The 22987-nt window shown below is 66.1% G+C and carries 22 protein-coding genes; 10 read left to right on the plus strand and 12 right to left on the minus strand.

All coding sequences use genetic code 11. The features are described 5' to 3' along the window. Positions 1-33: 33 nt before the first annotated feature. The 6 genes from JC881_RS30570 (at position 34) to JC881_RS30595 (ending at position 4870) form a co-directional block, all read left to right on the plus strand. Positions 34-408 (plus strand): DUF4148 domain-containing protein, encoded by a 375-nt coding sequence (locus tag JC881_RS30570; protein WP_198789529.1) that lies wholly within the window; start codon positions 34-36, stop codon positions 406-408. A gap of 141 nt (positions 409-549) precedes the next feature. After that, a complete protein-coding gene (locus JC881_RS30575; RefSeq protein ID WP_198789530.1) occupies positions 550-1014 on the plus strand; it encodes a Spy/CpxP family protein refolding chaperone in 465 nt (154 codons plus the stop codon). Continuing rightward, positions 1007-1483, plus strand: a complete 477-nt coding sequence (locus tag JC881_RS30580; protein WP_332875317.1) for a DUF4260 domain-containing protein — start codon at positions 1007-1009, stop codon at positions 1481-1483. The genes JC881_RS30575 and JC881_RS30580 overlap by 8 nt, the downstream gene beginning before the upstream one ends. Positions 1484-1622: 139 nt before the next feature. Then, positions 1623-2333 (plus strand): response regulator transcription factor, encoded by a 711-nt coding sequence (locus tag JC881_RS30585; RefSeq protein WP_198789531.1) that lies wholly within the window; start codon positions 1623-1625, stop codon positions 2331-2333. After that, the gene (locus tag JC881_RS30590) at positions 2330-3724 is read left to right on the plus strand and encodes a HAMP domain-containing sensor histidine kinase (protein WP_233102130.1); all 1395 of its coding nucleotides are present in this window, start codon (positions 2330-2332) and stop codon (positions 3722-3724) included. The genes JC881_RS30585 and JC881_RS30590 overlap by 4 nt, the downstream gene beginning before the upstream one ends. 102 nt (positions 3725-3826) lie before the next feature. Beyond that, positions 3827-4870 (plus strand): NADP-dependent oxidoreductase, encoded by a 1044-nt coding sequence (locus tag JC881_RS30595; protein ID WP_198789532.1) that lies wholly within the window; start codon positions 3827-3829, stop codon positions 4868-4870. Positions 4871-4877: 7 nt separating this feature from the next. Here the strand turns inward: JC881_RS30595 and JC881_RS30600 are convergent, their stop codons facing one another. The 5 genes from JC881_RS30600 to JC881_RS30620 form a co-directional block, all read right to left on the minus strand. Beyond that, on the minus strand, positions 4878-5201 hold the full coding sequence (locus tag JC881_RS30600) for a hypothetical protein (protein WP_198789533.1): 324 nt from the start codon (positions 5199-5201) through the stop codon (positions 4878-4880). 92 nt (positions 5202-5293) lie between these two features. Next, positions 5294-6145: a DMT family transporter gene (locus tag JC881_RS30605; protein ID WP_198789534.1), complete on the minus strand. Its 852-nt coding sequence runs from the start codon at positions 6143-6145 to the stop codon at positions 5294-5296. Between the two features lie 67 nt (positions 6146-6212). After that, positions 6213-6917 (minus strand): AraC family transcriptional regulator, encoded by a 705-nt coding sequence (locus tag JC881_RS30610; RefSeq protein WP_198789535.1) that lies wholly within the window; start codon positions 6915-6917, stop codon positions 6213-6215. 25 nt (positions 6918-6942) lie between these two features. Beyond that, entirely contained in the window at positions 6943-8076 is a 1134-nt protein-coding gene (locus JC881_RS30615) for an SLC13 family permease (protein WP_198789536.1), read from the minus strand. Next, positions 8057-9589: a class I adenylate-forming enzyme family protein gene (locus JC881_RS30620; protein WP_198789537.1), complete on the minus strand. Its 1533-nt coding sequence runs from the start codon at positions 9587-9589 to the stop codon at positions 8057-8059. The genes JC881_RS30615 and JC881_RS30620 overlap by 20 nt, the downstream gene beginning before the upstream one ends. Positions 9590-9802: 213 nt before the next feature. On the opposite strand from JC881_RS30620, the gene JC881_RS30625 reads away from it, so the two are divergent. Continuing rightward, positions 9803-10291: a hypothetical protein gene (locus tag JC881_RS30625; RefSeq protein ID WP_198789538.1), complete on the plus strand. Its 489-nt coding sequence runs from the start codon at positions 9803-9805 to the stop codon at positions 10289-10291. A gap of 270 nt (positions 10292-10561) precedes the next feature. Here the strand turns inward: JC881_RS30625 and JC881_RS30630 are convergent, their stop codons facing one another. From JC881_RS30630 to JC881_RS30660, 7 genes are all read right to left on the minus strand, one after another. Beyond that, entirely contained in the window at positions 10562-11041 is a 480-nt protein-coding gene (locus JC881_RS30630; RefSeq protein ID WP_198789539.1) for a DUF3304 domain-containing protein, read from the minus strand. Between the two features lie 20 nt (positions 11042-11061). Continuing rightward, positions 11062-12477, minus strand: a complete 1416-nt coding sequence (locus JC881_RS30635; RefSeq protein ID WP_198789540.1) for a hypothetical protein — start codon at positions 12475-12477, stop codon at positions 11062-11064. 98 nt (positions 12478-12575) lie between these two features. Next, positions 12576-14729: a T6SS phospholipase effector Tle1-like catalytic domain-containing protein gene (locus JC881_RS30640; protein WP_198789541.1), complete on the minus strand. Its 2154-nt coding sequence runs from the start codon at positions 14727-14729 to the stop codon at positions 12576-12578. Beyond that, positions 14726-15379 carry a DUF3304 domain-containing protein gene (locus tag JC881_RS30645; protein WP_198789542.1) on the minus strand — a complete coding sequence of 218 codons (654 nt, stop codon included), beginning with the start codon at positions 15377-15379 and terminating at the stop codon, positions 14726-14728. The genes JC881_RS30640 and JC881_RS30645 overlap by 4 nt, the downstream gene beginning before the upstream one ends. Before the next feature lie 3 nt (positions 15380-15382). Then, positions 15383-16192 (minus strand): DUF4123 domain-containing protein, encoded by an 810-nt coding sequence (locus JC881_RS30650; RefSeq protein WP_198789543.1) that lies wholly within the window; start codon positions 16190-16192, stop codon positions 15383-15385. A gap of 1 nt (position 16193) precedes the next feature. Next, entirely contained in the window at positions 16194-19196 is a 3003-nt protein-coding gene (locus tag JC881_RS30655; protein ID WP_198789544.1) for a type VI secretion system Vgr family protein, read from the minus strand. Positions 19197-19220: 24 nt separating this feature from the next. Next, positions 19221-19877 (minus strand): hypothetical protein, encoded by a 657-nt coding sequence (locus JC881_RS30660; RefSeq protein ID WP_198789545.1) that lies wholly within the window; start codon positions 19875-19877, stop codon positions 19221-19223. 315 nt (positions 19878-20192) lie between these two features. On the opposite strand from JC881_RS30660, the gene JC881_RS30665 reads away from it, so the two are divergent. The 3 genes from JC881_RS30665 to JC881_RS30675 all read left to right on the plus strand — a co-directional run bounded on the left by JC881_RS30665 (position 20193) and on the right by JC881_RS30675 (position 22967). Then, positions 20193-21035, plus strand: a complete 843-nt coding sequence (locus tag JC881_RS30665; RefSeq protein ID WP_198789546.1) for a M15 family metallopeptidase — start codon at positions 20193-20195, stop codon at positions 21033-21035. Positions 21036-21098: 63 nt separating this feature from the next. Beyond that, positions 21099-21392 (plus strand): PAAR domain-containing protein, encoded by a 294-nt coding sequence (locus tag JC881_RS30670; protein ID WP_198789547.1) that lies wholly within the window; start codon positions 21099-21101, stop codon positions 21390-21392. Positions 21393-21479: 87 nt separating this feature from the next. Further along, on the plus strand, positions 21480-22967 hold the full coding sequence (locus tag JC881_RS30675) for a hypothetical protein (RefSeq protein WP_198789548.1): 1488 nt from the start codon (positions 21480-21482) through the stop codon (positions 22965-22967). Positions 22968-22987: the final 20 nt, after the last annotated feature.

Consider the following 22987-nt stretch of genomic DNA (forward strand, 5'->3'; position numbering starts at 1 on the left):
GGGCTCCTCAACAACCCCTGAAAGGCCTGCATCATGAAGTCCCTCTCCCTGACCCAAGTCATCACCGTCGGCTCGTTCGTCATGCTCGCCGCCGCCGGCGCCAAGGCCGAGAGCTACAACGGCGTGCAGTCGGCCGTGTCGGCCAAGAGCCGCGCCGAGGTCAGCGCGGAAGCCGTGAACACCGCATCGGCCCCGAACCAGAACGTCGTACGCGGCTCGCGCGGCGCCGAAACCATGGCCGCGTCGACCGATCGCGCCCGCGTCGTGGCCGAAGCCGTGCGCACCGCCGCAGCGCCCGACCAGAACGTGTCCTCCGGCTCGCGCGTGAACAGCAAGGTCATCTCGACCATGCAGAACCCCGTCGACGCACGCGCCGAAGCCGCGCGCAGCAACAGCAGCAAGCTCTGAGCGACAAGGCGACCACATCTCGCGTTGTTGCCTCGCCCGTCGCAATCAAACGAAACACACCGAAACCGCGGTGAGAAGACTTCGGAGCGCGCGAATCGCACCATCGAGTTTCCTCTTCTTCAGACAACACAAGGATCTCCAATGAAACACTGGATCAAGCGCACTCTCTTCGGTTTCGCCGGCGCGGCGATGGTGGCCGGCAGCATCGCCGGCTGTGCAGGGCAACGTCATGGCTGGGGCGGCGACAGCGCCGAGTTCCGCAGCAAGATGGTCGAGCGCGTGGGCAGCAAGCTCGAGCTCGACGCTTCGCAAAAGCAGAAGCTCACCGCGCTCGCCGAGAAGCTGCAGGCGCAGCGTGAAGCCATGCGCGGCGCGGGCGGCTCGGGCGATCCGCGCTCGCAGTTCAAGGCGCTGTTCGCGGGCAACAAGCTCGACCAGGCCGGCGCCACGCGCCTCATCGACGAGAAGACCACGGCGGTGCGCAACGGCAGCCCTGAAATCATCGCGGCCGCTGCCGATTTCTTCGACAGCCTGAACGCCGCGCAGCAACAGAAGGTCCGCGACTTCATGGACCGCGGCGGCCGCCGCTGGAGCCACCGTGGCTGAGTCGGTCTCCGCGCACGGGCTCGTGGCGCAGCGTGCGCCGGCCGCCGTGCCATGGGCGACGCGCATCGCGCCCGCGGCTGACGCGCCGAGCGCGGCCGCAGGCGGCGTTCGCATGCTGCTGCGGCTCGAAGGCGCGTTCGTGCTGGCCGCGGCGCTGGCCGCCTACACGCAGTTCGGCCTCGGCTGGGGCGTGTTCGCGCTCTGGCTGCTGGTGCCCGACCTGTCGCTGCTCGGCTACCTCGCGGGCCCGCGCGTGGGCGCGGCGCTCTACAACGCGGCGCATTCGTACATCGGCCCCGTCGCGCTGCTCGTGCTCGGCGTGCTCGCGGCGATGCCGTGGGCCGTGGCCGGCGCGCTGATCTGGTTCACCCACATCGGGCTGGACCGCGCCCTGGGCTACGGCCTGAAGTACGCCACGGGTTTCGGCCTCACGCACCTGGGCCGCATCGGCCGCGCCGATCCATGGTGACGATGCGCAACCACACCCTCGCGGCGGCTGCGTGCGCCCGGACAGCGATGCCGAAGCCGGCAGTGGCGGTGCGATGCCGACCGGTCTGATGGCCAGCGAAGTCATTCGCCACATGTTTGCCAGGAGGCACAATCCCGCCATGCCGCGCATCCTGCTGATCGACGACGACGAACACCTCGCCGCGCCGCTGACCACCTACTTCGCACGCTTCGGCTGCACGCTGGAGAGCGCCGTGCGCCCGAGCGAGGGCCTGGCCAAGCTGCGCGCCGGCCAGTACGACGCGGCCATCCTCGATGTGATGCTGCCCGAGATGGACGGCTTCGCGCTGTGCCGCGAGATCCGCAAGGAAAGCGACATCCCCATCGTCATGCTCACCGCGCGCGGCGAGGTGATGGACCGCGTGGTGGGTCTCGAACTGGGCGCCGACGACTACGTGCCCAAGCCCTTCGAGCCGCGCGAACTGGTGGCGCGGGTGCAGACCATCCTGCGGCGCCAGCGCAGCACGCCGGCGGTGGCGGCGGCGAATGGTCATGGCAACAGCACGCAACTGCGCGTGTTCGACGGCCTCTCGATCGACCTCGACCGGCGCCAGGTGCTGCGCCAGGGGGAGCGCATCGAGCTCACCGGCACCGAGTTCGAACTGCTCGCGCTGCTGGCGGCCGAGCCGGGCAAGGTCTTCAGCCGCGACGACATCCTGAACCGCCTGCGCGGCCACGAGGCCGAGCTCTACACGCGCGCGGTCGACATCGTGGTGAGCCGCCTGCGCAAGAAGCTGGAGCCGCTGGACTGCATCAAGACGCTGCGCAACGCGGGCTACGCGCTGGCCGTCGCACGCAGCGAGCCTGCATGAGGTTCGGCGGACGGGACCACCGCGAGGCGTGGCGCGAGATGGCCTGCCGCCGCGCCGAAATGCGCAAGCAGTGGCACGCCCAGTGGCACGAAAAGGTGCAGGGCAAGCGCCGCTGGCGCCGGTCGCTGCGCATCCGTCTCGTGATGATGTTCGTGCTGCTCGCGCTGGTGATGGCCGGCGTTTTCATGGGCGGCATGAAGAAGGCGTTTTCCACCGGCTGGGCCGAGGCCGCCAAGCCGATGCTGGTGGACTACGCCGACCGGCTCGTCGCCGAAATCGGCACACCGCCCGACGTGACGCGCGCGCAGGCGCTGGTGGCGCGGCTGCCGATCACCATTCGCATCGTCGGCCCCACGGTCAACTGGGACTCCAACCCCGGCGGCTCGAACAGCCCCGGTGGCTGGATGCACGACCGCGAAGACGTGTTCGGCGGCGAGAAGTGGTTCATCCGCCCCACGCCCGACGGCCACCGCGTGATCTTCGGCTGGGCGCCCAAGCTCTGGCAGCTCGCGCCGCGCGCGACCGGCTGGGCCACGCTCGGCCTGCTGCTGTCGTGCGTGCTGCTGGGCTATGCCTACGTGAGCCGCCTGCTGCGGCCGCTGATCGACATCCGCGAAGGCGCGCAGCGCTTCGGCCGGGGCGAGTTCACCGAGCCGATCCCGGTGCGCCGCAACGACGACCTGGGCGACCTCGCGCAGCGCATCAACACCATGGCCGACGACATCCAGGCCATGCTCGATGCCAAGCGCGGCCTGCTGCTGGCGCTCAGCCACGAGCTGCGCTCGCCGCTCACCCGCGCGCGCCTCAACGCCGAGCTGCTGCCCGCCACGCCCGAGGGTCAGGCCGAGCGCGAGGCGCTGCTGCGCGACCTGAACGAGATGCGCGACCTCATCAGCGACCTGCTCGAGAGCGAACGCCTCGCGAGCCCGCACGCCGCGCTGCAGCGCGAGCCGGTCGACCTCGCAGCGCTCGTGCGCCAGACCGTGGCCGAGATGCCCGGCGCCGAGAAGGTGCACCTGGACCTGGCCGAAGGCCTGCCGCCGCATTCGATCGACCGCATGCGCATCCGCCTCCTGGTGCGCAACCTGCTGGACAACGCCATGCGCTACAGCACCGAGGCGCCCCGGCCGCCGTGCGTATCGCTGCGCGCGGTGGTGGACGGGCAGGTGCAGGGCATCGAGCTCGAGGTGCGCGACCATGGCCCCGGCGTCGACGAAACGCAGCTCGGGCGGCTGACCGAGCCCTTCTACCGCACGGACGGCGCCCGGGCGCGCGCCACCGGCGGCGTGGGCCTGGGCATGTACCTGTGTCGGCTGGTCGCCGAGGCGCACGGGGGCTCGCTGACCGTGCGCAACGCCAATCCAGGTCTGCAGATCGTCGTGCGGCTCTGAGTTTTTCCCCGATGCCGGCCCTGTCGCCTGCGCTACCAGGCGCCGCGGGGTGCGCGGCTACGATGCGCCTCCAGGCCAGCGTCGGTCAATCAAGGAGACACCATGAGCAGCTCGATCACCAACCACCAGGTCCGCCTCGCCAAGCGTCCCGAGGGCACGGCCACCCGCGAGAACTGGAAGTTCACCACCGAGCCCGTGGGCGAGCCGGCCGAGGGCGGGGTGCTGGTCAAGACGCTGTCGCTGTCGCTGGACCCCGCGATGCGCGGCTGGCTCAACGACGCCAAGAGCTACATCGCGCCTGTGGCCATCGACGAGGTGATGCGCGCGGGCGGCGTCGGCCGGGTCATCGCCTCCAAGAACCCGCAGTTCGCGGTGGGCGACACCGTCTACGGCACGCTGGGCGTGCAGGAATACATCCTCATCCCCGAAGACCAGCTCAAGCGCAACGGCCTGGTCAAGATCGACCTGCGCGTGGGCACGATCACGCAGTGGCTCAACGTGCTGGGCATGCCGGGCATGACCGGCTACTTCGGCCTGATGGACGTGGGCCAGCCCAAGGCGGGCGAGACGGTCGTCGTCTCCGGCGCGGCCGGCGCCGTGGGGCAGACGGTGGGGCAGCTCGCCAAGATCAAGGGCTGCCGCGTGATCGGCATTGCCGGCGGTGCGGCCAAGTGCGACTGGGTGGTCAAGGAGCTGGGCTTCGACGCCTGCATCGACTACAAGGCCGGCGCCGGCGCGGTGCGCGAAGGCCTGAAGACGCATTGCCCGAAGGGCGTGGACATTTATTTCGACAACGTCGGCGGCGAGATTCTCGATGCGGTGCTCGCGCGGCTCGCGCGCAAGGCCCGAGTGATCATCTGCGGCGCGATCAGCCAGTACAACAACGCCAACAGCATGCCGGGCGCCGGCCCGAAGAACTACCTGAGCCTGCTGGTGAACCGGGCGCGCATGGAAGGCATCGTGGTGTTCGACTACGCCGACCGCTACCCCATCGCCATCGCGGAACTCGCCGGCTACCTCAAAGAGGGCCGCATGAAGAGCAAGGAAGACGTCGTGCAGGGCCTGGACACCTTCCCGGAATCGCTCAACAAGCTGTTCGCCGGGGAGAATTTCGGCAAGCTGGTCCTGCAGGTCGCCCAGGACTGAGGGCGGCTCAGGATTCGCTGGGGCGCATCGGGATGTCGCCCAGCGCGTCGTCATCGCGCAGGCCCCGCGCGGCCTTCAGCAGTTCGATCGACAGGCCGTCGCCATGGCCCGCGAAGCCCTTGGCGATGCCCTCCAGCACCGTCGAGAGGCCCGCCTCGCCATCGGCGCGGGCGTCCATGCTGATGTTGAGCACCCGGGCCGCCATCTGGCGGTAGGTGATGGCGCCGGCGCCCTCGAGCGCGGCCACCAGGTCCAGGTACAGCGCCAGGTTCAGGTCGAACACCAGCTTGGGCGTGATTTCGAAGTCGTCGTTCTTGTTCTTGTCGTCCATGGGTTCGGCTCCTTTTTTCTGAGCCTCCACTCTAGCCAGAAAATGCGCGCCGATCCGTCGGACATGGGCGTGATTCGCGCCCTCGGCGCCCTTCAGCGTGCACGAGTGCCCATGATGGCCGCCGCGATGATCAGCCCGGCCGCGAGCGCGATGCTCCAGGTGAGCGGGCGGCCGGTCACGGTCAGCAGCAACGCCGTCGAGGCGAGCGGCGTGATGTAGCTCAGGATGCCGATCTGCCGCGCATCGCCGCGCTTGAGCGCCATGTCCCAGAGGAAGAAGGCCGCGCCCAACGGGCCGAGGCCGCAGAGCGCGAGCAGTAGCCAGTCGCGGGCCGACAGCGCCACCGAGGGTTCCAGCAGGGCGTGACAGACCAGCGCCAAGGCGCCCGAAACCAGCCCGAAGAGGCCGATCGCCGAGGTCGGAAACGCCGGCACCCGCTTCGTCCACAGCGAATAGCTCGCCCAGATGAACGCCGAGCCCGCCGCAGGCACGAAGCCCCAATACGTGGCAGAGGCCCCCGCGGCCGGCGCCGCACCGCCGCGCGCCCCGAGGATCGCCATCGCCGCGCCCGCGAACCCCAGCAGTGCCGCGATCACGTGCAACGGCCGCAGCGACATGCGCGGCAGCAACACCGGCGCCAGCACCACCATGAGCAGCGGCCAAAGGTAATTGACGAGATTGGCCTCGACCGGCGGCGCATACCGCAGCGCGATGAACAGCAGGAAGTGATAACCGAAGAGGCCGTAGATGCCCAGGGCCAGCGTGCGCGGCGGCACCTTCCACGCGCGGCGGTCGCGCAGCACGAGCGGCCAGCTGGGCACGCTGCCGATGATCAGCGCAAGCCCCGTGAGCAGGAAGGGCGGCAGGTGCGACAGCGCCGTGCCGAGCGAGGCAAGGCTGGTCCACAGCGCGATGGCGAGCAGGGCGTAGACGGTGGAAGACATGGGCGGCGAGCCTACGCGATGGCGTCGTCGCGCAACGCCGGCCCGTCGTCGCGCGGCGACGGTCTTGTCAGACGCCCCGGCGGCGCAGCGCGGCCGTGAGCGCCGACGGCGAGCGGTAGCCCGTGCGCCGTGCCGTTTCCGCGACGCTCACGCCGTCCAGCCGCAGTTCACGCGCATGCGCCAGCCGCAGCCCGCGCAGCCAGTGCATCGCGCTCGTGCCTTGCTCCTCGCGGCAGCGCTGCGCGAACTGGCTGGGGCTCAGGCAGGCGACCTCGGCGAGGTCGGCAACGCCCAGCGGCTCGTGCCAGCGCGCCCCGGCCCAGGCCGTGAGCGCCTGCCAGTCGATGCGGCGGCGGCGCGTGTCCGTCAACGGCGAGTGCACGGGACTCCACGCTTCCAGCAGCAGCGCGGGACCGTGCTGCAGGGCGAGCGCCGCATGCTGCGGCTGCTTCATGCAATGCGCCAGGTAACGCGCCAGCGCGTGCAGCCGCGGCGCGTCGGCCGGTGCGCGCTCGGCGCAACGGGCCCATGGCGCATGCGTGGTGTCGAGCACCAGGCACACGCTGCCCTGGCCGCGCGCCGCGAAGTCGTGGCGATCGCCCGGCGCGACCACCTGCGCCTGGCCGACACCGATGCCCGTGCCCCGGCCTTCGACTTCGATGTCGAGCACGCCATCCAGGCCGATCAGCACCTGGAAGTGATCGTGCGCATGGCTGCGGCGCGACGTGCCGTAGTCGCGCAAGGAAAGGGTGTGGGTGGCGGATGCGTGCATGCGGGAAAGCGCGATGGTCCGCCCGTCACGCGAGCCGCAGCAGCAGCGCCGAGGCCGCGCACACCAGCAGGAACGGAATGCTGATGCGATGGAACTCGCGCAGCCCGTTCGGCAGCTTCGCGAGCCGCAGCGCGATCAGGTTGGCCAGCGAGCCCAGCACGCAGCCAAAGCCACCCACGCTCACCCCCGCCGCCAGCGCGGGCAGGTCGCGTACGTGGCCGTCCAGAAGGATGGCAGCCGGCACGTTGCTGATGAACTGCGAAGTGACGATGGCCGCGAGGTAGGCGCGCCATCCCTCGGTGATCGGCCAGTGCCCAAGCAGCGCGGTGATGGTGGGCAGCTCGGCCAGCTGCCGCAGGTCCACGAACATGAGCGCGATGATCGCGAGCAGCGCCCAGTCGATGCCCTTCAGCACGCGCGGGTACGTCACCAGCAACACACCGAACACCACGCCCAGCCCGGCCAGCAGCCAGTGCCGGTCGAGCGCGACCACGAAGCCGATGAAGAGCACCCCCGCCAGCGCCAGGAGGCGCGGCTGCACCGGTGCCGCCTCGGCCGCGGGCTTGAGCGCGATGGGCGTGCGCGGCACCAGCAGCCACACCGCGACGAAGAGCCAGAACAGCATCACCGCCACCGTCGGTCCCATCATCCCCATGAACGCGAAGAAGCTCTCGCCCGAGCGGTGCCACAGATAAAGGTTCTGCGGATTGCCGATCGGCGTGAGGGCCGAGCCCGCATTCACCGCCAGCGCCTCCAGCACCACGAGCCGCGCGAGCGGCAGGTGCGCTTGGGTTGCGAGCACGCGCGTGAGCGGCACCAGGAGAAACAGGCTCACGTCGTTGGTCACCAGCGCGGAGAGCAGCGCCGCGCTCGCCGTCAGCAGCATCGCCAGGCTGCGCTGGTTGTGCGTGCGCGCGAGCAGGCGCTGCGCGGTCGCCTGCAACATGCCGCTCTTCTCCACGCCCTGCGTGATGGCCAGCAGGCCGGCGAGAGCGCCGACCGTCTGCCAGTCGACCAGCTGGAGCCACGCCATCGGCGCGCGCGGGCGCAGGAACGCGAACAGCACCGCGACGGCGACCAGCACCCACAAGAGGCCGTTGCCGCCGCCCTGTTCCTCGGACGGCGACGCCGCTTTGGCTTCAGCGGCCGACAAGGTCACGCAACTCGCGCTTGAGCACCTTGCCGATCGCGCTGCGCGGCAGCTCGTCGATGAAGTGCAGACGCGCCAGGCGCTGCGTCTTGCCGAGCTGGTCGTTTGTCCATTGCAGCAGTGCGTCTTCGCTGGTGGCATCGCCTTCGCGGCGCACCACGAAGGCCATCGGCGTCTCGCCCCATTGCTCGGAGGGCACGCCCACCACCGCCACGTCGGCCACCGCCGCATGGCCGCGCACCACGGCTTCCAGGTCGCTCGGGTAGATGTTGAAGCCGCCGCTGATGATCATGTCCTTCTTGCGATCGAACAGCGTGAGAAAGCCCTCGGCATCGAAGCGCCCCACGTCGCCCGTGCGGATGAAGCGCTTGCCCGTGGCGTCGAACCACTCGGCCTCGCGTGTCTTCGCGGGCTGGCGGTGGTAGCCGGTCATCATGCCGGCCGAGTGGCCCACCACTTCGCCGGCCACCTCGGTGTCGCCGCGCGGCAGTTCGTTGCCTTCCTCGTCGATCAGGCGGATGTCGCTGCCCGGCGCGGGCTGGCCCACGGTGTGCAGCTTGGTCGGGTGCAGATGCGCTTCCAGGATGCAGGTGCCGCCGCCCTCGGTCATGCCGTAGAACTCGATCAACCCGCCGGGCCAACGCTTCAATACGTCGGCCTTGAGCGCGGCGCTGAACGGCGCGCTGGTGCTGAACTTGAACTGGAACGAGGCGAGGTCGTGCGCATCGAAGCGCGGGTGCGCCATCAGCCGCTGGTACTGCACAGGCACCAGCATCGTGTGCGTCACGCGCCGCTGCTCGGCCAGCTGCAGGTAGCCCGCGGCGTCGAACTTGGGCATCAGCACCACGCAGCCGCCGAAGGCGATGGTGGGGAAGAACACCACCAGCGTGGTGTTGGAATAGAGCGGCGTCGACAGCAGCGTGACCGTGTCGGCGCTGTATTCGTACTTGGCGCCGCGCTGCACGTGCGACCAGCGCATGCCGTGCCCCTGCACGATGCCCTTGGGCTCGCCGGTGGTGCCCGAGGAATAGATGATGTTGAAGGCCCACGAGGGCTGCACCTCGACGGCCTCGGGCCGGGCGCCGACCGGTGCGAGCCAGGCGGCGAAGTCGCGCCCCGCCGAAGAGCCGTCAAGCGCGACGCGCACAATGCCGCCTTCCGTTGCGGGACCGACCACGTCGGCGGCCGAGGCATCGGTGAACAGGATGCGCGCATCGGCGTCCTGGATCATGCGGGCCAGGCTCGCGGGCGTGGAGCCGGGCGCGAGCGGCGCGACGGCGACGCCCGCGCGCAATGCGCCGATGAACACCGCCGCGTAGTTCACCGACGACGTGGCGCAGACCGCGATGGCGTCGCCGGCCTTGAGGCCGTCGCGCTGCAGGCTGGCGGCGATGCGGTCCATCAGCGCGTCGAGCGCGCCGTAGTTCAGCGCGGATTGCGCGTCCGCGAGCGCAGGGCGATCGGGGGTGTGTTGGGCGTGGAGGCGAACCAGGTCGGCAATGGCGCCGAAATCGCGTTCCATCGCGGCTTGAAAGGCGGGGTGCGTTTGCAAAATCGAATCCTTCGTCTTGGCCAGACGGCAGGATAGCGAAGAAGCCTCGCAGCCGGTGAGCCGTGCGCGACGGCCGGGGCGCAGCCATCCATTCATTCAGTCAGTCAGTCAGTCGGTCAGCCACCGCTCAGGGGTGCAGGCCGAGGATCGGCGTTTCTTCTATACCCAGGAAGGAGCTCCGACATGGGACTGCTCGACATTCTTCAAGAAGCCATTGGCGGCGACACCGCTGCGCATGTGGACCAGGTCGCGCAACACGCCTCGCCCGACGCGATCGGCGCGGGGCTCGCAGCGGCAATGCGCTCGGACCAGACGCCGCCGTTCGGCGACACGGTAGGGCGCCTGTTCGGCCAGTCTTCGCCGATGCAGCAGGCCGGCGTGCTCAACCAGATCCTGGCAACGCTGGGCCCGGCCGCGGCATCGATGCTGGCGGGCGGGGTGCTCGGGCGGATGCTGCAGCCCGGCCAGACGCAACTCACGCCGGAGCAGGCCTCGCAGCTGTCACCCGCGCAGGTGACGGAGATCGCGGCGCATGCGGAAGAGCAGCATGCGGGGGTGATCGACGAGGTGAGCCGGTTCTATGCGCAGCACTCGGGGTTGGTGAAGACGCTGGGTGGGGCTGTGTTGGCGATTGCGTTGGCGAAGATGAAGGAGAACGCGACGCGGGGGTGAGGACGGCAGATGGGCTCGGCAGCGGTGCTCATTCCGGGAGAGTCCCTTGTTTCTCGTATTCGATCAACTGTTGACTGATTTCTCAAGGAAGCTTGTCTTGCGCGCTCATTGGATAGCGCGGATGTTCGATGCCTAACGGGCAACAACGACCTTGACTTGGTGGTTCTTGTAGAAGTGCACGTGAACGTTGCCAGGCCGCCTGTTGGATACTCTGGAATTTCCACCACGGCTTCGTGGATTGGCGGTTCCAACCCGTCTCGGTCGGCCATCTCAGTTCGACGGCTTCACCGGATAGGCGGGACCGGGGTAATCTTTGGCGCCCGCGCCCTTGTTGGAGATGATCAGCTGGATCTCACCTCCGGGAAGAAAATGCACATTGAGCGCGCCACCCGGCATGTCGTACCTATCGATCGGTACAGTCTTTTCGTGCCAATGTTCAACGGCTGCTTGCGGGCTTGTATCTCTGGGGTTTCCGCTGGACGTCGTCCACTTCACCTGGGCGCTGAGGCCAGGATGCCATTGGGCCGGATAGGCAATGCAACAAACAAAGCTGCCTCCGCCGCCATACGGCCGCGAGTTGCCACCGCCCGCCCCGTCTACGTAGAACTGATGGATGTAGTCACCGGTGTGGTTGTAGGGACTGATGTTGGCGCTGTAGCTTTCGGGTGCTCGTTCCTTGTTGATACAAGCCGTCAGCGGCAGGATGAGCAGCGTTGCCGTGCAAAGTGCCAGACCGGAGATTCGCTTCATTCGTCCAGGCAATACCGTAACTATCTATTGGCAACCGAATCGGGATACGCCCGGCTGGCCATCGGGTCGAAGTCGAAGGCCTTGAAGAAATCCTCTTCACGCTTCCAGCGCACCGTGCCGTCGGGCAATCCGAAAGCCAGTTGTGCGAGGTCCAGGGGCTCTTCGCGCATGGCCGAGGCGAACCTGGTGTCCCAGCCGATGGCTGCCAAGCTGGCGTTGCCTCCCGCGTCGTAGTCCCACACCCGGTACACGAGCGTGTTGTCCTTGAGTTTGAGGCCGACTTTGCCGCGCAGATCTTCTGCGTAGAAGCCGCCGTCTTTCTTGTTCAACCCGACGAAGCCCAGATTAATGGCGCGCTTGAGCTTGCCCGTGTCGTCGTACTGTTCCTGGCGGAGGGTTCGGCCGGCCGCGATGTAGAAGCGGTCGCGCGGTTGGTGCGCGCCAGCGGGGTAGAACTCGACCAGCTTGATGCCCGAGAGCACCTGTGTCTCGCGCCGGCGGTCATGGCGGTACATCTGGTCGACGTCGTCAAGGATCGAGACCGGCACCGGGGGCTTGGTGAAGTAGTACTCGATCGGCTTGCTGCTTGCGTCGGTGTACTTCAGCGCGGGGCCGTCGCTGCGGTCTCGCAGGCCGATGTTGAAGCCACCGAGAATTTGCGTGACGCCTTTGCTGGAGTCGACGCTCGCATTGCCGCCATGGCGCTCAGGGCTGGGCTTGGGTGAGTCGCGAAACACGATGGACTCGCTCCAGCGGCCGTCCTCCTTGCCGTAGTGCCACTGAATCCAGAGGCTGCCGTTTTCGGTCTGGTCACGGTCATTCTTGAATGCACCGTAGCGGAACCTGCGCCACGTGTCCCTCGGATCGGGATCGCCAAGCGGGCAAGCGTTGGTCGTGGTGGCGGAGACGTACAGCTGCAGCAAATTCTGATCGTTGAAGCGGAAGCACTGACGCTCGTGCGTTGTCACGCGCTCGCTCTTCTCCGGCTCATAAACAGCCGCCGCGAACGTTTCTTGAACTCTTCCTTTCGGGTCATAGAGATAGACCCGTGCGGCTCCCATCACATGGGATCGCAAAAGGGGCGCGACGCTGGCGTTGCGTGACTGGTTTTTTTCGGTCCTGGCGATGCTGGCCGGACGAGTGCCTTCGTTGCGTCGGAACCAGTCCTCCTTGCGGCAAACGCGCCAGCCACCCTTGGCGTCGGGCTCGTAGTACGACACGACGCTTTTGTCTTCACCTTTGGGCAAGGTGCCTTGTCCGCTCTTGGCCTGCATGTCTTGCGGCAGGGGCGGTGCGAAAGCAGGCGTGTCGAGTCCGTTGGCTGGTTGCGATGCGAAGCGTCCTCCCAAGTCTTGCTCGTAGCCGATCAAGACCTTGACGCCGTCTTTCGGTGATTCGAGCCAGTTCGTTGGGTTGTTGCAGGCGGCGTGGGCCACAACTGCACAAGCCCCAGCAAGTGTTATCGCTGCTGGCTTACAAAGTAGCATCGTGCGTGGCGTTGACCAGCTTGCAGCTCAGGAGTGGTTATCACCCTTTACCGCATACCGCTGAATATGTCCCCGATGCCCTTGGTACTCATGATCTGCCGCATCCCTTCTGCATCCATGGGTGGCGGCTCCATCGGCGGTTGAGCCGAAATGTAGGCGTCAAGACGTTCCTTGTTCGTCAGTGCCACGCCGTTTCGGTACAGCGTGCGCCAGCGCAGGTAGCCCCAGATCGAACTGGGTTCGCGACTGCCCGTTTCGGTTGGAAGGGTCTTGTCCTTCCGATAGGCCGTCAGATCGGCAAGCTCTTGCTTGGTTAGAGCCGGTGGCGGCGGCGAAAGCATGGGGGCATAAACTGGGCGGCCCTTGCGTGCTTCTTCTTGCAAGGTATTGAGAATCTCGCGGTTCTTGCGCTCCCCCTCCTTGTTGGCAGCGTCCTTGGCTTCGAGTTGCGTCATGCGCTCTGTCTCCTTTGCGCGCCAAGTCGACTCATTGGTTTCTCCTGTCGGCTTGAACCAAGCACGTGAGTCATGGGCATAGTCGTCCAGCAATCGAACGACGGCTGACGGCAGAGGATCTGGGCTGTTCCAGTGTCGTCGAACGTCGTTCCATTGCCGCACTTTCTCTCCCCACACCCAGTCGGTCAGGTATGTCGAGACAGAACTGTTCCTCAAGAGCTTGCCTAGCCAAGTGTCCTCATACAAAGGGTTGTTCTCGTCCTTCTTGACGGCTTTCCATTCGTCCCGGAGTTCGGCGTTGGCAAGCGTCAAGTCGGTGTAGTCCTGGCCATACTTGAACTGTTTGGCGCGCTTGAGAAAGTCTTGTGTCTCGAGTGCCTCCGCTCCCGTCGGGCCCAAGCGTAGACGACGCCAGCGTACATAGAGCCCGTAGTGGGTTTGCATGGCTGCTGGTGTACTAATGCCGTCACCAAGCAGCGGCTTGACGGCGGATACGTAGGCATTGAATGCGTCACGCAAAGCGGGCGCCACCTTGAAAGCGTCGCGCATTTCCTGTGTCACGCCCGGTGCATTGGGATTCAATGGCACCCCGGCAGTGACCGCCTCGCGAAACATATGACATAGCGGCGCCTGTGAGAGTTTTGCATTGTCGTTCGCTTTAAGCGTTGGGCCTGTCGCGCAACCTCGACCCTGTTCTCCGGGTGGATAGCCGCCACCGACGTCCGAATGCACTCCCGGGTAAACCACTTCAATGCCGTCGCCGCCCGCCAAGTCCAGCGGAAACGAGCCGCGCACTTCATGCCCTGATACGAGGTGCACACACCGTTTCACATAGCTCGGAACGGCAAGATCCTTGGGGCGACCCCACCCATCATGCCCGTCGCGGATCAACGCGCTTTGCGCCAATCCGACCGATGCAACCGTGTCAAAAATGCCAAGAAAAACGATCTCGACCTTGAGTCCGGCGAGAGTGAAATCGGGGTCTACCGCGTCATTCAACCAATTGCAGAAGGCGCGCGCTTCGGCCGCGCCACGCGAAAAGCCGAAAACCGAGATCTTTAGCTTCTCCAGTTTTGGTTTGCGTTGCACCAAACTGCTCAGCTTGCTCCACAGCTGTTGGCGACGCTCCCGCAGGACGTCACCGCGCACCGTGTCTCGCACCGGCGTGACGGTCGTATCAAAAATATTCCCTAACTTATCGGTCAGCCCCACGTCGCGCAACATCTGCACTTCGCTCTTGCCGAGATTGCGGATGGCGCCGGGAGACATGTTGATGTCGGCGGACATCTTTTTGACCGTAGCGATGTCGCTGGTGCCAAGTGATGCACTGAAGTTCGCACCGAAGAAGTGCCTGTACAGGGAGTCATGCAGTTGCAGTAACGCCCAGTTGATGCGGGCTTCGCCCCCCCATCCCGCACCGAGTCCCGCGTTGGCTGCCGCGCCCAAGCCGCTGTCGCCGACTTCGGCCAGGAATGGCGTGCCCACGCCAGCAACGTAAATGCGGCGATGTTCTGCGGGGTTGGCGTCAAAAACATCGTGCAGCCGTGCGACATTGCTCTGGCTCTGGTTCGGTGTGTCGCGCAAGCGATTGTTATTGGTGCCGTCGAAGAAAAAGCTGTAGTGCAATTCCTTGCTGCACGGGAGACTCGCCGTCGAAGACTGTTGTGCCAGACAAAGCGCTTTTTGCGCATTGGTCAGGGCCAACGGGTCTTCACCAATAGGTTCTAGTACTTTGCTGGTAGTCATCGCGCGGGTCTTTCTTCACGTTCTTTCGACGGCGCAGTGACCGCAGCAGGAACTGGAGGAGGCGAGGGCTGTAATGCAATTGGCAAGGTCTCCCACGCCTCGGGAACGCGCTCTTCCGGGTAAAACTTGTCGTGGCAATCCGGACGGATCAGGCAGTACTGACGCGGATTGATGAGTTCCCGGTCCGGAAACTGCGGATGCCCCGGCGCATATTGCGACGCAAAGACTTTGATTTGGTCGTTGGGCAAAAACGCGACCCAGAAAACGCCCCCCTTCAACCCGTCGTACCTAGGAATGTCAATGACATTGGTGTATAGGCCTTTTGGGTCCTTTGCATACAACACGTCATTGCGCCATTTTATAGTTACCTTCAAATCAGGACGCCAAAGCGCGGGCAAGCCAATGGCGGTCGCGGTTCCACCTCCACCGGCATAGGTGCCGACGTTCCCACCCCACTGGTCGTTAACATAGAACACGCCAATCGGGGTGCCCGAGTAGTTCAGTCCCTCGACCTGCAAGCCGATGATTTCGCTCTCCGCAGATTGCGGAGGCGACGTGTCCTTGGCATCGCAACCCGCGATTGAAGCACCAATTAAAAGCGCGGCGAGCAACATGCGTAGCAACGTTTTCAACGCTTGGATTTTCCGCATGAATCAGACCACTTCATCCACAATCAGCCGTTGTTCGGATAGAGCTGAGATCACTGCGCCATAGAGTTTTGCGTCGTGAAGATCGATCGTCGTTGGCAATCGTTTCAACGCGTCTTCAATGCACGCATGCGCAATAGAGACCTGCCCGTGCAACTGCCCGAACAGATCGGGGCGCCGTACGATGTTGAAGAGCAGAGTATCTGGGAGCGCGATGCGTTGTAATCGCTGGTGCTGGCGATTGTCCAATTCGTACGGCTTCGTATCTGACACCGTATTTGAAAATGTGCCGGGGACAGACACGAGTTTCCCATCGCGTCCGAGGTAATGCCAGCAACTCATTCCCGCAAGCAGCCTTTCGCGCTGAGACGGGGTGAATACCTCGAGTAGCGAGTGCAACGACCGCGTGTCTGCCAAGCGCAGCATCCAGGCCTTTTCGTCCGATGTCACGGCTTCCATCTGCTGCTGCAGATGCAGAGCGAGCGCTTCTACGGGTAGATCGGAGGCGATGATGCTCAACATTGGCTTGCCACTGGTCAGACGCAGGAGCCGTTGCAGCAGCGAAAGCCGATCATCGTTATTTGCAGGGAGCACCAACAAAACCGGTGCAATGGCATCGAGGCCCGGCCCGCTGTACAGATCCGCGTAAAGCGAAACACGTGATTGTTCGCTGGCCACTTGCTTCAATTGCGGCGCCAGTTCTGGAGCAAAAGCCATGTCCAGTAGCGCGTAGGCGCCCGATGCCAAGGGCTCCGTAGCCAGCCGCTGTTGGATCAGCGCGGCCGAGCCGTTCTGCGGCGGATCTATCCATTCCACGCTAGCCATTCTTCGCCGCCAACGCTTGTCCTGATTGCATCGCATGGAGCAAGCACTCCACGCACACACTGCTCGGAAACTGCGGAAGCGGATAGCTCTGCTGCACTGGGCCTGCCAGCTTCCGTTGAATCGTGTGATACGTGATCTTTCCTGGACACTCGAACGTGATGTCTCCGTTCTGCAGCGTGATCGAGGCACCCTGTGCAGTCGCGAAGCGAATCTTCTTTTGCGCCGCAAACTCCACCGTCTTGTCCGTACTCGCGATCTTCAGCGCATCCTTGGCCTGCACCCGCAACTCATCGTGCTGCGCCTGAAAGTCCAGATCGTCGCTGCCCGCAATGATCGACAGGCCCGACTCCGCATCCGCCTTTTGCGCGCCAGCCAACAGGCCAATAGCCTGCCCGCTGTGCACCCTCAGCACATCCGCCAACGCAAGGTTGATATCCCCGCCACTGGCCAACGTCGCAGTCTCCCCCGCCACGATCTGCAATTGCTGCCCCGCTACCATCGCGAGCCCGCCGCGCGCGGCCAGCGCAACGACGGCATCGGTCGTGTGCGGCACCTTGCCATCGCCGGTCGCAATCGATTTGTCCGACGCATCCGAATAAGCCGTCTCCAGCACATCGCCCGTCACCATGCCACTCGCCGCGTGCTCCATCGCCGCGTACGGCGCGCGCTCCTTGTCGAGCTGTGAGGCGTTGGCCTTGTCAGCGCCGATGTGCCCGGCCAGATGCACGGTCTCGTGTTTCATCGCAGCCTCGCTCAGCGCCTGCCCCAGCTGCTGCACTTGCTTGAGCAACGCCATGCCCGCGGCAAAGTCGCCAACAGGTTCGAGTTGCTTCCCGCCCGTCCCGTGGTACGTGCTCAACAGCACGCCCTTGCCGCCACGCAACGCAGCGTAGCCATCGGTACGCAACTCAAGCCCCTGCCCGCGAAAGCTGCCGCGGAAGTTGTCGGCCTGATGAATCAGATGCCCCAGGTTCAACTGGCTGTGCGCGGTGCTCGCATGCAACTGCACGCGCAGCTGCTGGTTCGAATCGTCGAACACCAACTGGCTGAACCCCTCGCCGCCGAACTCCTTCGTCTTGAAGCCGCTCAGCGCAGCTGCGTTGCGGTGCCCCTTGTCGTCCGCGCTCGAACCGTGCCAGGCCGGCGCGTGGCCGGCGGCAAGGTTGGCCTGCGCGCTCGGCGATGCGTTGCGCGCCTGCGCGAAGACATCGGCCTCCTGCCCTTGGCCCGAGCGTTCCTGGCTGCGCGATGCACCGCCGGGCGTCGGTTCGATGCCGCCGTCGCCGCGCCCGTTGTAGAGCGCGCCGACGATCACCGGCTGGTCGACATCGAGGTCGACGAACTTCACCAGCACTTCCTGCCCGATGCGCGGCAGCCACTGCCAGCCCATGCCGGGGCCGGCCTGGCGCTGGGCCACGCGAATCCATCGCGTGCTGCGGTTGTCCTTCGCATCGCTGCCGCCGCTGTTGTTGTTCTGCGCGTCGCCGCCGGCCGACTCGGTCTGCCAGTGGAATCGCACGCGCACGTCGCCGCGGTCGTTGCAATACAGCTCGTCCGCACCGTTCGGCGAAGTCTCGCCCGAGGGTCCGACGACGATCGCGCTGTGCACGCCGCTGGCCGTGGGTCTCGCATGCAGCCGCGCGCCGTCGGCAGCCGCGAGCACGGGCCGCCATGGACGATTCACGTGCACGGCCGAGAAGCTGTTGGCGTACCCGAGCGTCTTCGCGGCGGCAAGGCTCTGCGCCTGCGGGCGGACATCGTTCACGCCGTCGTGCGAACCCGTGGCCGTCGGCACCAGTCCGAACACATCGTCTTCGGCAATGACGGACGCACAGGGCCTGTCGAACACGAGGTGCTCCGACAGGTCGCCCAGCTGCGCGGCAATCGATGCCGCCGTGTCCTTCGGCAAATTGTTGATGCCCACATGCTCGACGGTGTCCAGCAGCAGCGTGGGCTTGGCCTGCAAGCCGAGCGCGGGCGCGTCGTCGACATCGATGCGCGTGCCCGCGCGCAGCGTGCGCACGGTGCTGTGGCCGAGCATCACGTCGGCGCGGCACTCGGCCGCTTCCATCATGAGGCCGGCATAGCGTTCGAGCGTTCGGTTGCTGTCCCAGCCGCGGCTGCGGTCGTTCAGGCCGAGCACGTCGTCGTACTCGATGCGCGGCGCGTTCTTGCCGCCGACCGCAAAGCGCGCGGCGGCGCTGCCCGCCAGCTGGCGCTTGCCATCGACGTTCCATGCGCTCAGGTGCACCTGCGCCACCGACTGCCGCATGCGGCGCACCAGCGCCTGCACGGCGTCGCTGCGCTCCTGCGAACTCTTGCGGTGAAAGCGGATGGGCGAGCCCGGGTCCGCGGGCTGCGCATCGTTCGCCGAGAAGATCACGAGCTTGTGCCCCATGGGCGCGGCCTGGTCTTCCTCGATGCGCCAGGCCAGGCCTTCTTCGGCGAGCAGGCGCGAGAAGAAATCGAAGTCGCTCTCGCGATACTGCGTGCAGTAGGTGCGAACCGGCGCATCGGCCAGGAAGCCGCTCGCCTCGGAAGAAAAAGCCCAGTTGCCCGCATCGGCATACGGCGCGAGCACGCGCTCGATGATGTCGGCCACCGAGCGTTGCTGGAACACCTGGCTGCGCCCCTGCTGCGTGGCGAGCCAGAGCCACGGCACGAGCGTGAGGCGATAGCGCGCGAGGCCGCCGTCCGAGCCGAGCGACTCCACCGCGCGGATGAGGCCCGTGCGCTTGCCGGTCGCGCCGTTGGCCAGCACGGTGACGAGCGTGAGGGGCTGGTCGATCATCGACGAGAGCGCAAGGTCGGCGCGCAGGCTCAGGCAGACGATGCGCATCTCGAAGAGCTGCGACACGGCCTCGCGCTGCACCCAGCCTTCGACGCGCAGGGCGTCGATGCTGGGGTTGGCCGATGTGCCTGGAGCCTCGAGACGGTAGAGCCGGTTGGTCTGGCTGAGCTCGGCCCAGAGCGTGCTGCGGTCAGCGGATGGCATCGTGATTCGCGTTGGCACGGGGGCTCATGGTTTGCATCGCTGGCCGGACTTGCAGTCCGCCGAGACCTCGGCCAGCGCCGCAGGTTGCGGTGCGGGGTCGGGCGCCTTGCTGCGCCGAAGGAGGGCGGTCAGCAGGTCGGTGTCGGGGTCGGGCTTGCCCGAGCGGGCCGCGGTCTGCGTGTTGTCGTTGGCGCGCCGCGGCGTCTTCGATGCGTTGGCGGCGGTCTTCACGGGCTTGCTGTTCGCGGCGCGTGCGGGTTGCTTGGACGACGCGACATGCTCCGGCTTCTTCGCCGCGGCAGTCGTTGTCGTCTTCGTCGACATCTTCTCGGCGCGTGGTGGATTCGCAGCCGCGACACGCGCCGGCTTGGCCGCGGGCGGCACCGCCATGGGCTGCGCGCCGATCGCTGCGAACGGCGTGGATTGCTGTTGAGGAAGCGGGGCGGTATCGCCTTCGACGATGCGCGCGGTTGCCGGCTCGGGCATCGCAGGTGCCGTCGCAACGATCGCGGGCGCTGGCGTCTCGGGCGCCGGTGGCGCGACAGGCGCGGCGGCGACGGCAAGTGCGGGTTTGGCGGGCGCGGCGGCCGCGATGTTCATCGACGCATCGGTGCGCCTGGCTTGCAACTGGTAGGTCGTGGCACCCGCAACGCCGATCAGCAATGCCAGTGCTGCCCACACGCCGGGCCTTTTGATGAAAGAGCGTTTGCCGTTATCGCGGCCGCCGAACTGTGCAAGCACGCGCGTGGATTCCCCACCGGCTGCAGCGGACGACGCGGCCGCGTCGGGTGCGCTCGAACCGAGCAGGCTCGGCCGTCCCTTGTTGGCATCTGGCGCGCCCATCATGGATGGGTGGTCCCGAAAGCAGGCATGTTTTTTCTCCCCGCGGCTTTATGGTGTGACCGACGCAACGTTGCAACTTGGATGCAGTTGTTGCGTACGAGTGGTTCGAATTGTTGTGCCACTCATACAATGAATTGCACTCTTCGAACACCGTTGATCTTCTTTGCTCTCTTTTGTTATTTTGCCTTGATGGTGGTCGCGCTTGCCATCTTCTTGTTCCCTTCTTTTCGCGAGCGTGTGTTGCGAACCACGATCGCTTTGACGACTGCAACTGCAGTCTTTTTCATCAAGATCGGTCATCGATTCGGCCTGGTGTCCGAAGCAAGTTTTCAGTTGGTGCGCGATGGCGGATCGGGTGTGCGTACTTTCGCGGTACGTCATCGCTATCTGTTGTTGTCGGGCATGGGCCTGCTGGTCGTTCCGGTGATGTTGAGCGTGGCCTTCGGAACCGGCCGCGTTCTTTTTTTCGACGACTGGGCACCGACGAGCGACCCGAAGATCGAGGCGCTGTTGAAGGGCGAGCAGCTCGTGCCGCCGCCTGCACTGCCGCCTGAAATCTTCGCGACGGCAGAGGTCGAGCAGGTGCGTCCGCTCACCAAGGAAGGCAGCCGCGACTGGGCCGTGCTCGATGCGGACTTCCGCAATCGGCTGCTGCTGGTCTACAAGATCATGAAAGAGAAACACGGCTACGACCTCGCGTTGCTCGAGGGTTATCGCAGCCCCGAACGGCAGGCCAAACTCGCCGCGTTGGGCAACACGGTGACGCTCGCCAAGGCGAATCAAAGCTATCATCAATATGGACTTGCGGCAGACAATGCGTTCTTTCGCAATGGCAAGCTGGTGATCTCGGAAAGAGACCCGTGGGCCATGGAGGGCTACCGTCTTTATGGCGAAGTGGCCGAGTCCGTGGGGCTGGTGTGGGGTGGTCGATGGTCCTTCAAGGATTACGGTCACGTGGAGTACCGCAAGCCCGGTTTCAAATTGCCACGCGACTGAATGAATGCCTGCACGGCATCGGTCGCATCGACAAACCAACGAGGCAAGCAAGGGGGAGTTCGAATGGAAGAGGATCAACCCGCCGCGGACGACGATCGTCCGTGGATCGTCCTGCACGACAAGACCGACCACGGCGGCCGCGTGATCACCGCGTCCGAGAACACGAGCATCGACGAGCGCCGCGTGGCACGCGTCGGTGACCTGGTGTCGTGCCCGCGGATCGGCCACGGCATCAACCCGATCGTGACCGGCAGCCGCTACGTCACGCTCGATGGCCGCTACGTTGCGCGGCACGGCGACAAGGCCCGCTGCGGCTGCACGTTGCTGTCCAGCCAGATCGCTTCCGCATCCGAATGACAAAGGCCAACCGATCGGCTGCACGCACGGCATGCGGCACGGCAGCCGCGTGCGCCGTCGCATGACGAAGGCATCGACGAACTCCTGATGCTCGCGCGACTGGTCAAGCCCACCCTCATGTTCTCTGCCGTGTTCATCACGGTGTGGGTGATCGTGGTCGTCTACTGGAACTACACGGCGCGCATGCCGAGCACGAGCGACATCGCGCTCTACCTGGTCGTGCTGCCGCTGGCGCTGGTGGTGTTCTATCTGCTGCTGCGGCGGATCTTCACGGGCGCGCCGCCTTCCGCTGCACTGCCTTCGTCCGCGCGCGGTGCGTCCGCTGCAACGGGTGGTGCCGCATCGACGGGAGCAACGCCCGATGCGCCGCAAGAGCGCCTGCAGATGTCGGTGCTCGCATTCGCGCTTCGCACGCCGCGCGGCAGCGATGCCGATGCGGTGGCCGCCGCCGTCGGCCAGGCGCAGGCGCCCGACCTCGTGCCCGAGCTTCGCGACGGCGAAGGCTTCCCCATGCTCGCGGGCTGTGTCGCCGGCATCGATCCGAACGAGCTTCGCGAGCACCTGCGCGAGTCGCTGCGGCCCGCGCCGGACGCCTTCAATGCCGACGCGCTGACCGACGACCGGCTGCGCGCCATCCATCTCATGTCCGACGTGCTGCAGGAGCTGCTCGCTTCGGCGACCGATGCGTTGCTCCATGCCGGCGACGCGCTCTCGGTGCGCGCGCCCGGGCGCTTCGTGTCGAGCGGCACGATCGTGCCCGGCTCCGCATCCGCGCCGCAGCTGTGCATCTCGCTGCTGTTGCCGGGGGCGTGGAGCGAGAGCGAGCGTGCGATCGCCACGCAATGGGTGCAGCAGCTGGCGCGCGAAGCCGACCCGTCGCAGCACTGGAGCGTCGACTGCTTCAAGAGCGAGCCCGGCGTCTGCGCAATGGCGCTGCTCGACCGCATCAATGTCTCGCTCCATCGCGAGCAACGTCCCGCGCTGTGGATGGCGCTGGCCGCCGACTCCGCGATTTCCAGCGAGTGCGTCGCGCGCTGGGACGCCGAAGGCCTCCTGTATTCGTCCGCGCGCCGCAACGGCCGCGTGCCCGGCGAAGCGGCCGCGGGCCTGCTCCTGGCGCGCGCCGGCGACGCGCTGTTCGCGCAGCCCCACGGCGTGCTGCTCTCGCGCAGCGCGAACGGCCAGCGCGACGGGTCCGCCGACACCGCGCGCGTGCCCGACGCGAGCCTGCTCGACCTCTTCGCCCAGCGCCTGATGTCGGCGTCGGCGCTGCAGCCCGAGGCGGTCGACTGGGTCGTGAGCGATGCCGACCACCGCACGAGCCGCGTCACCGAAGTGGCCCAGCTCGTGCAGCAGCGGCTGCCGCACCTGCCCTTCGAAAACAACCTTTCCGTCTGCGCGAGCCTGGGCCACCTGGGCGCCGCCGCGGACATGACCGCCGTGGCACTCGCGTGTCACCTGGCCGTGCGAGATTCACGGCACGTGCTCGCGCTGTCCGTGCAGGACGCGCGCGCCCGGACAGCCATGCTGGCCGGCCTCCCGAGCCCCGCGAGCCCTGTGCCACAAGCCACTTAAAAACCGGACCGACTCCAGAA

It is taken from the genome of Variovorax sp. IB41 (genome assembly GCF_016405905.1).
In the GTDB taxonomy this organism is placed as follows: Bacteria; Pseudomonadota; Gammaproteobacteria; order Burkholderiales; family Burkholderiaceae_C; genus Variovorax.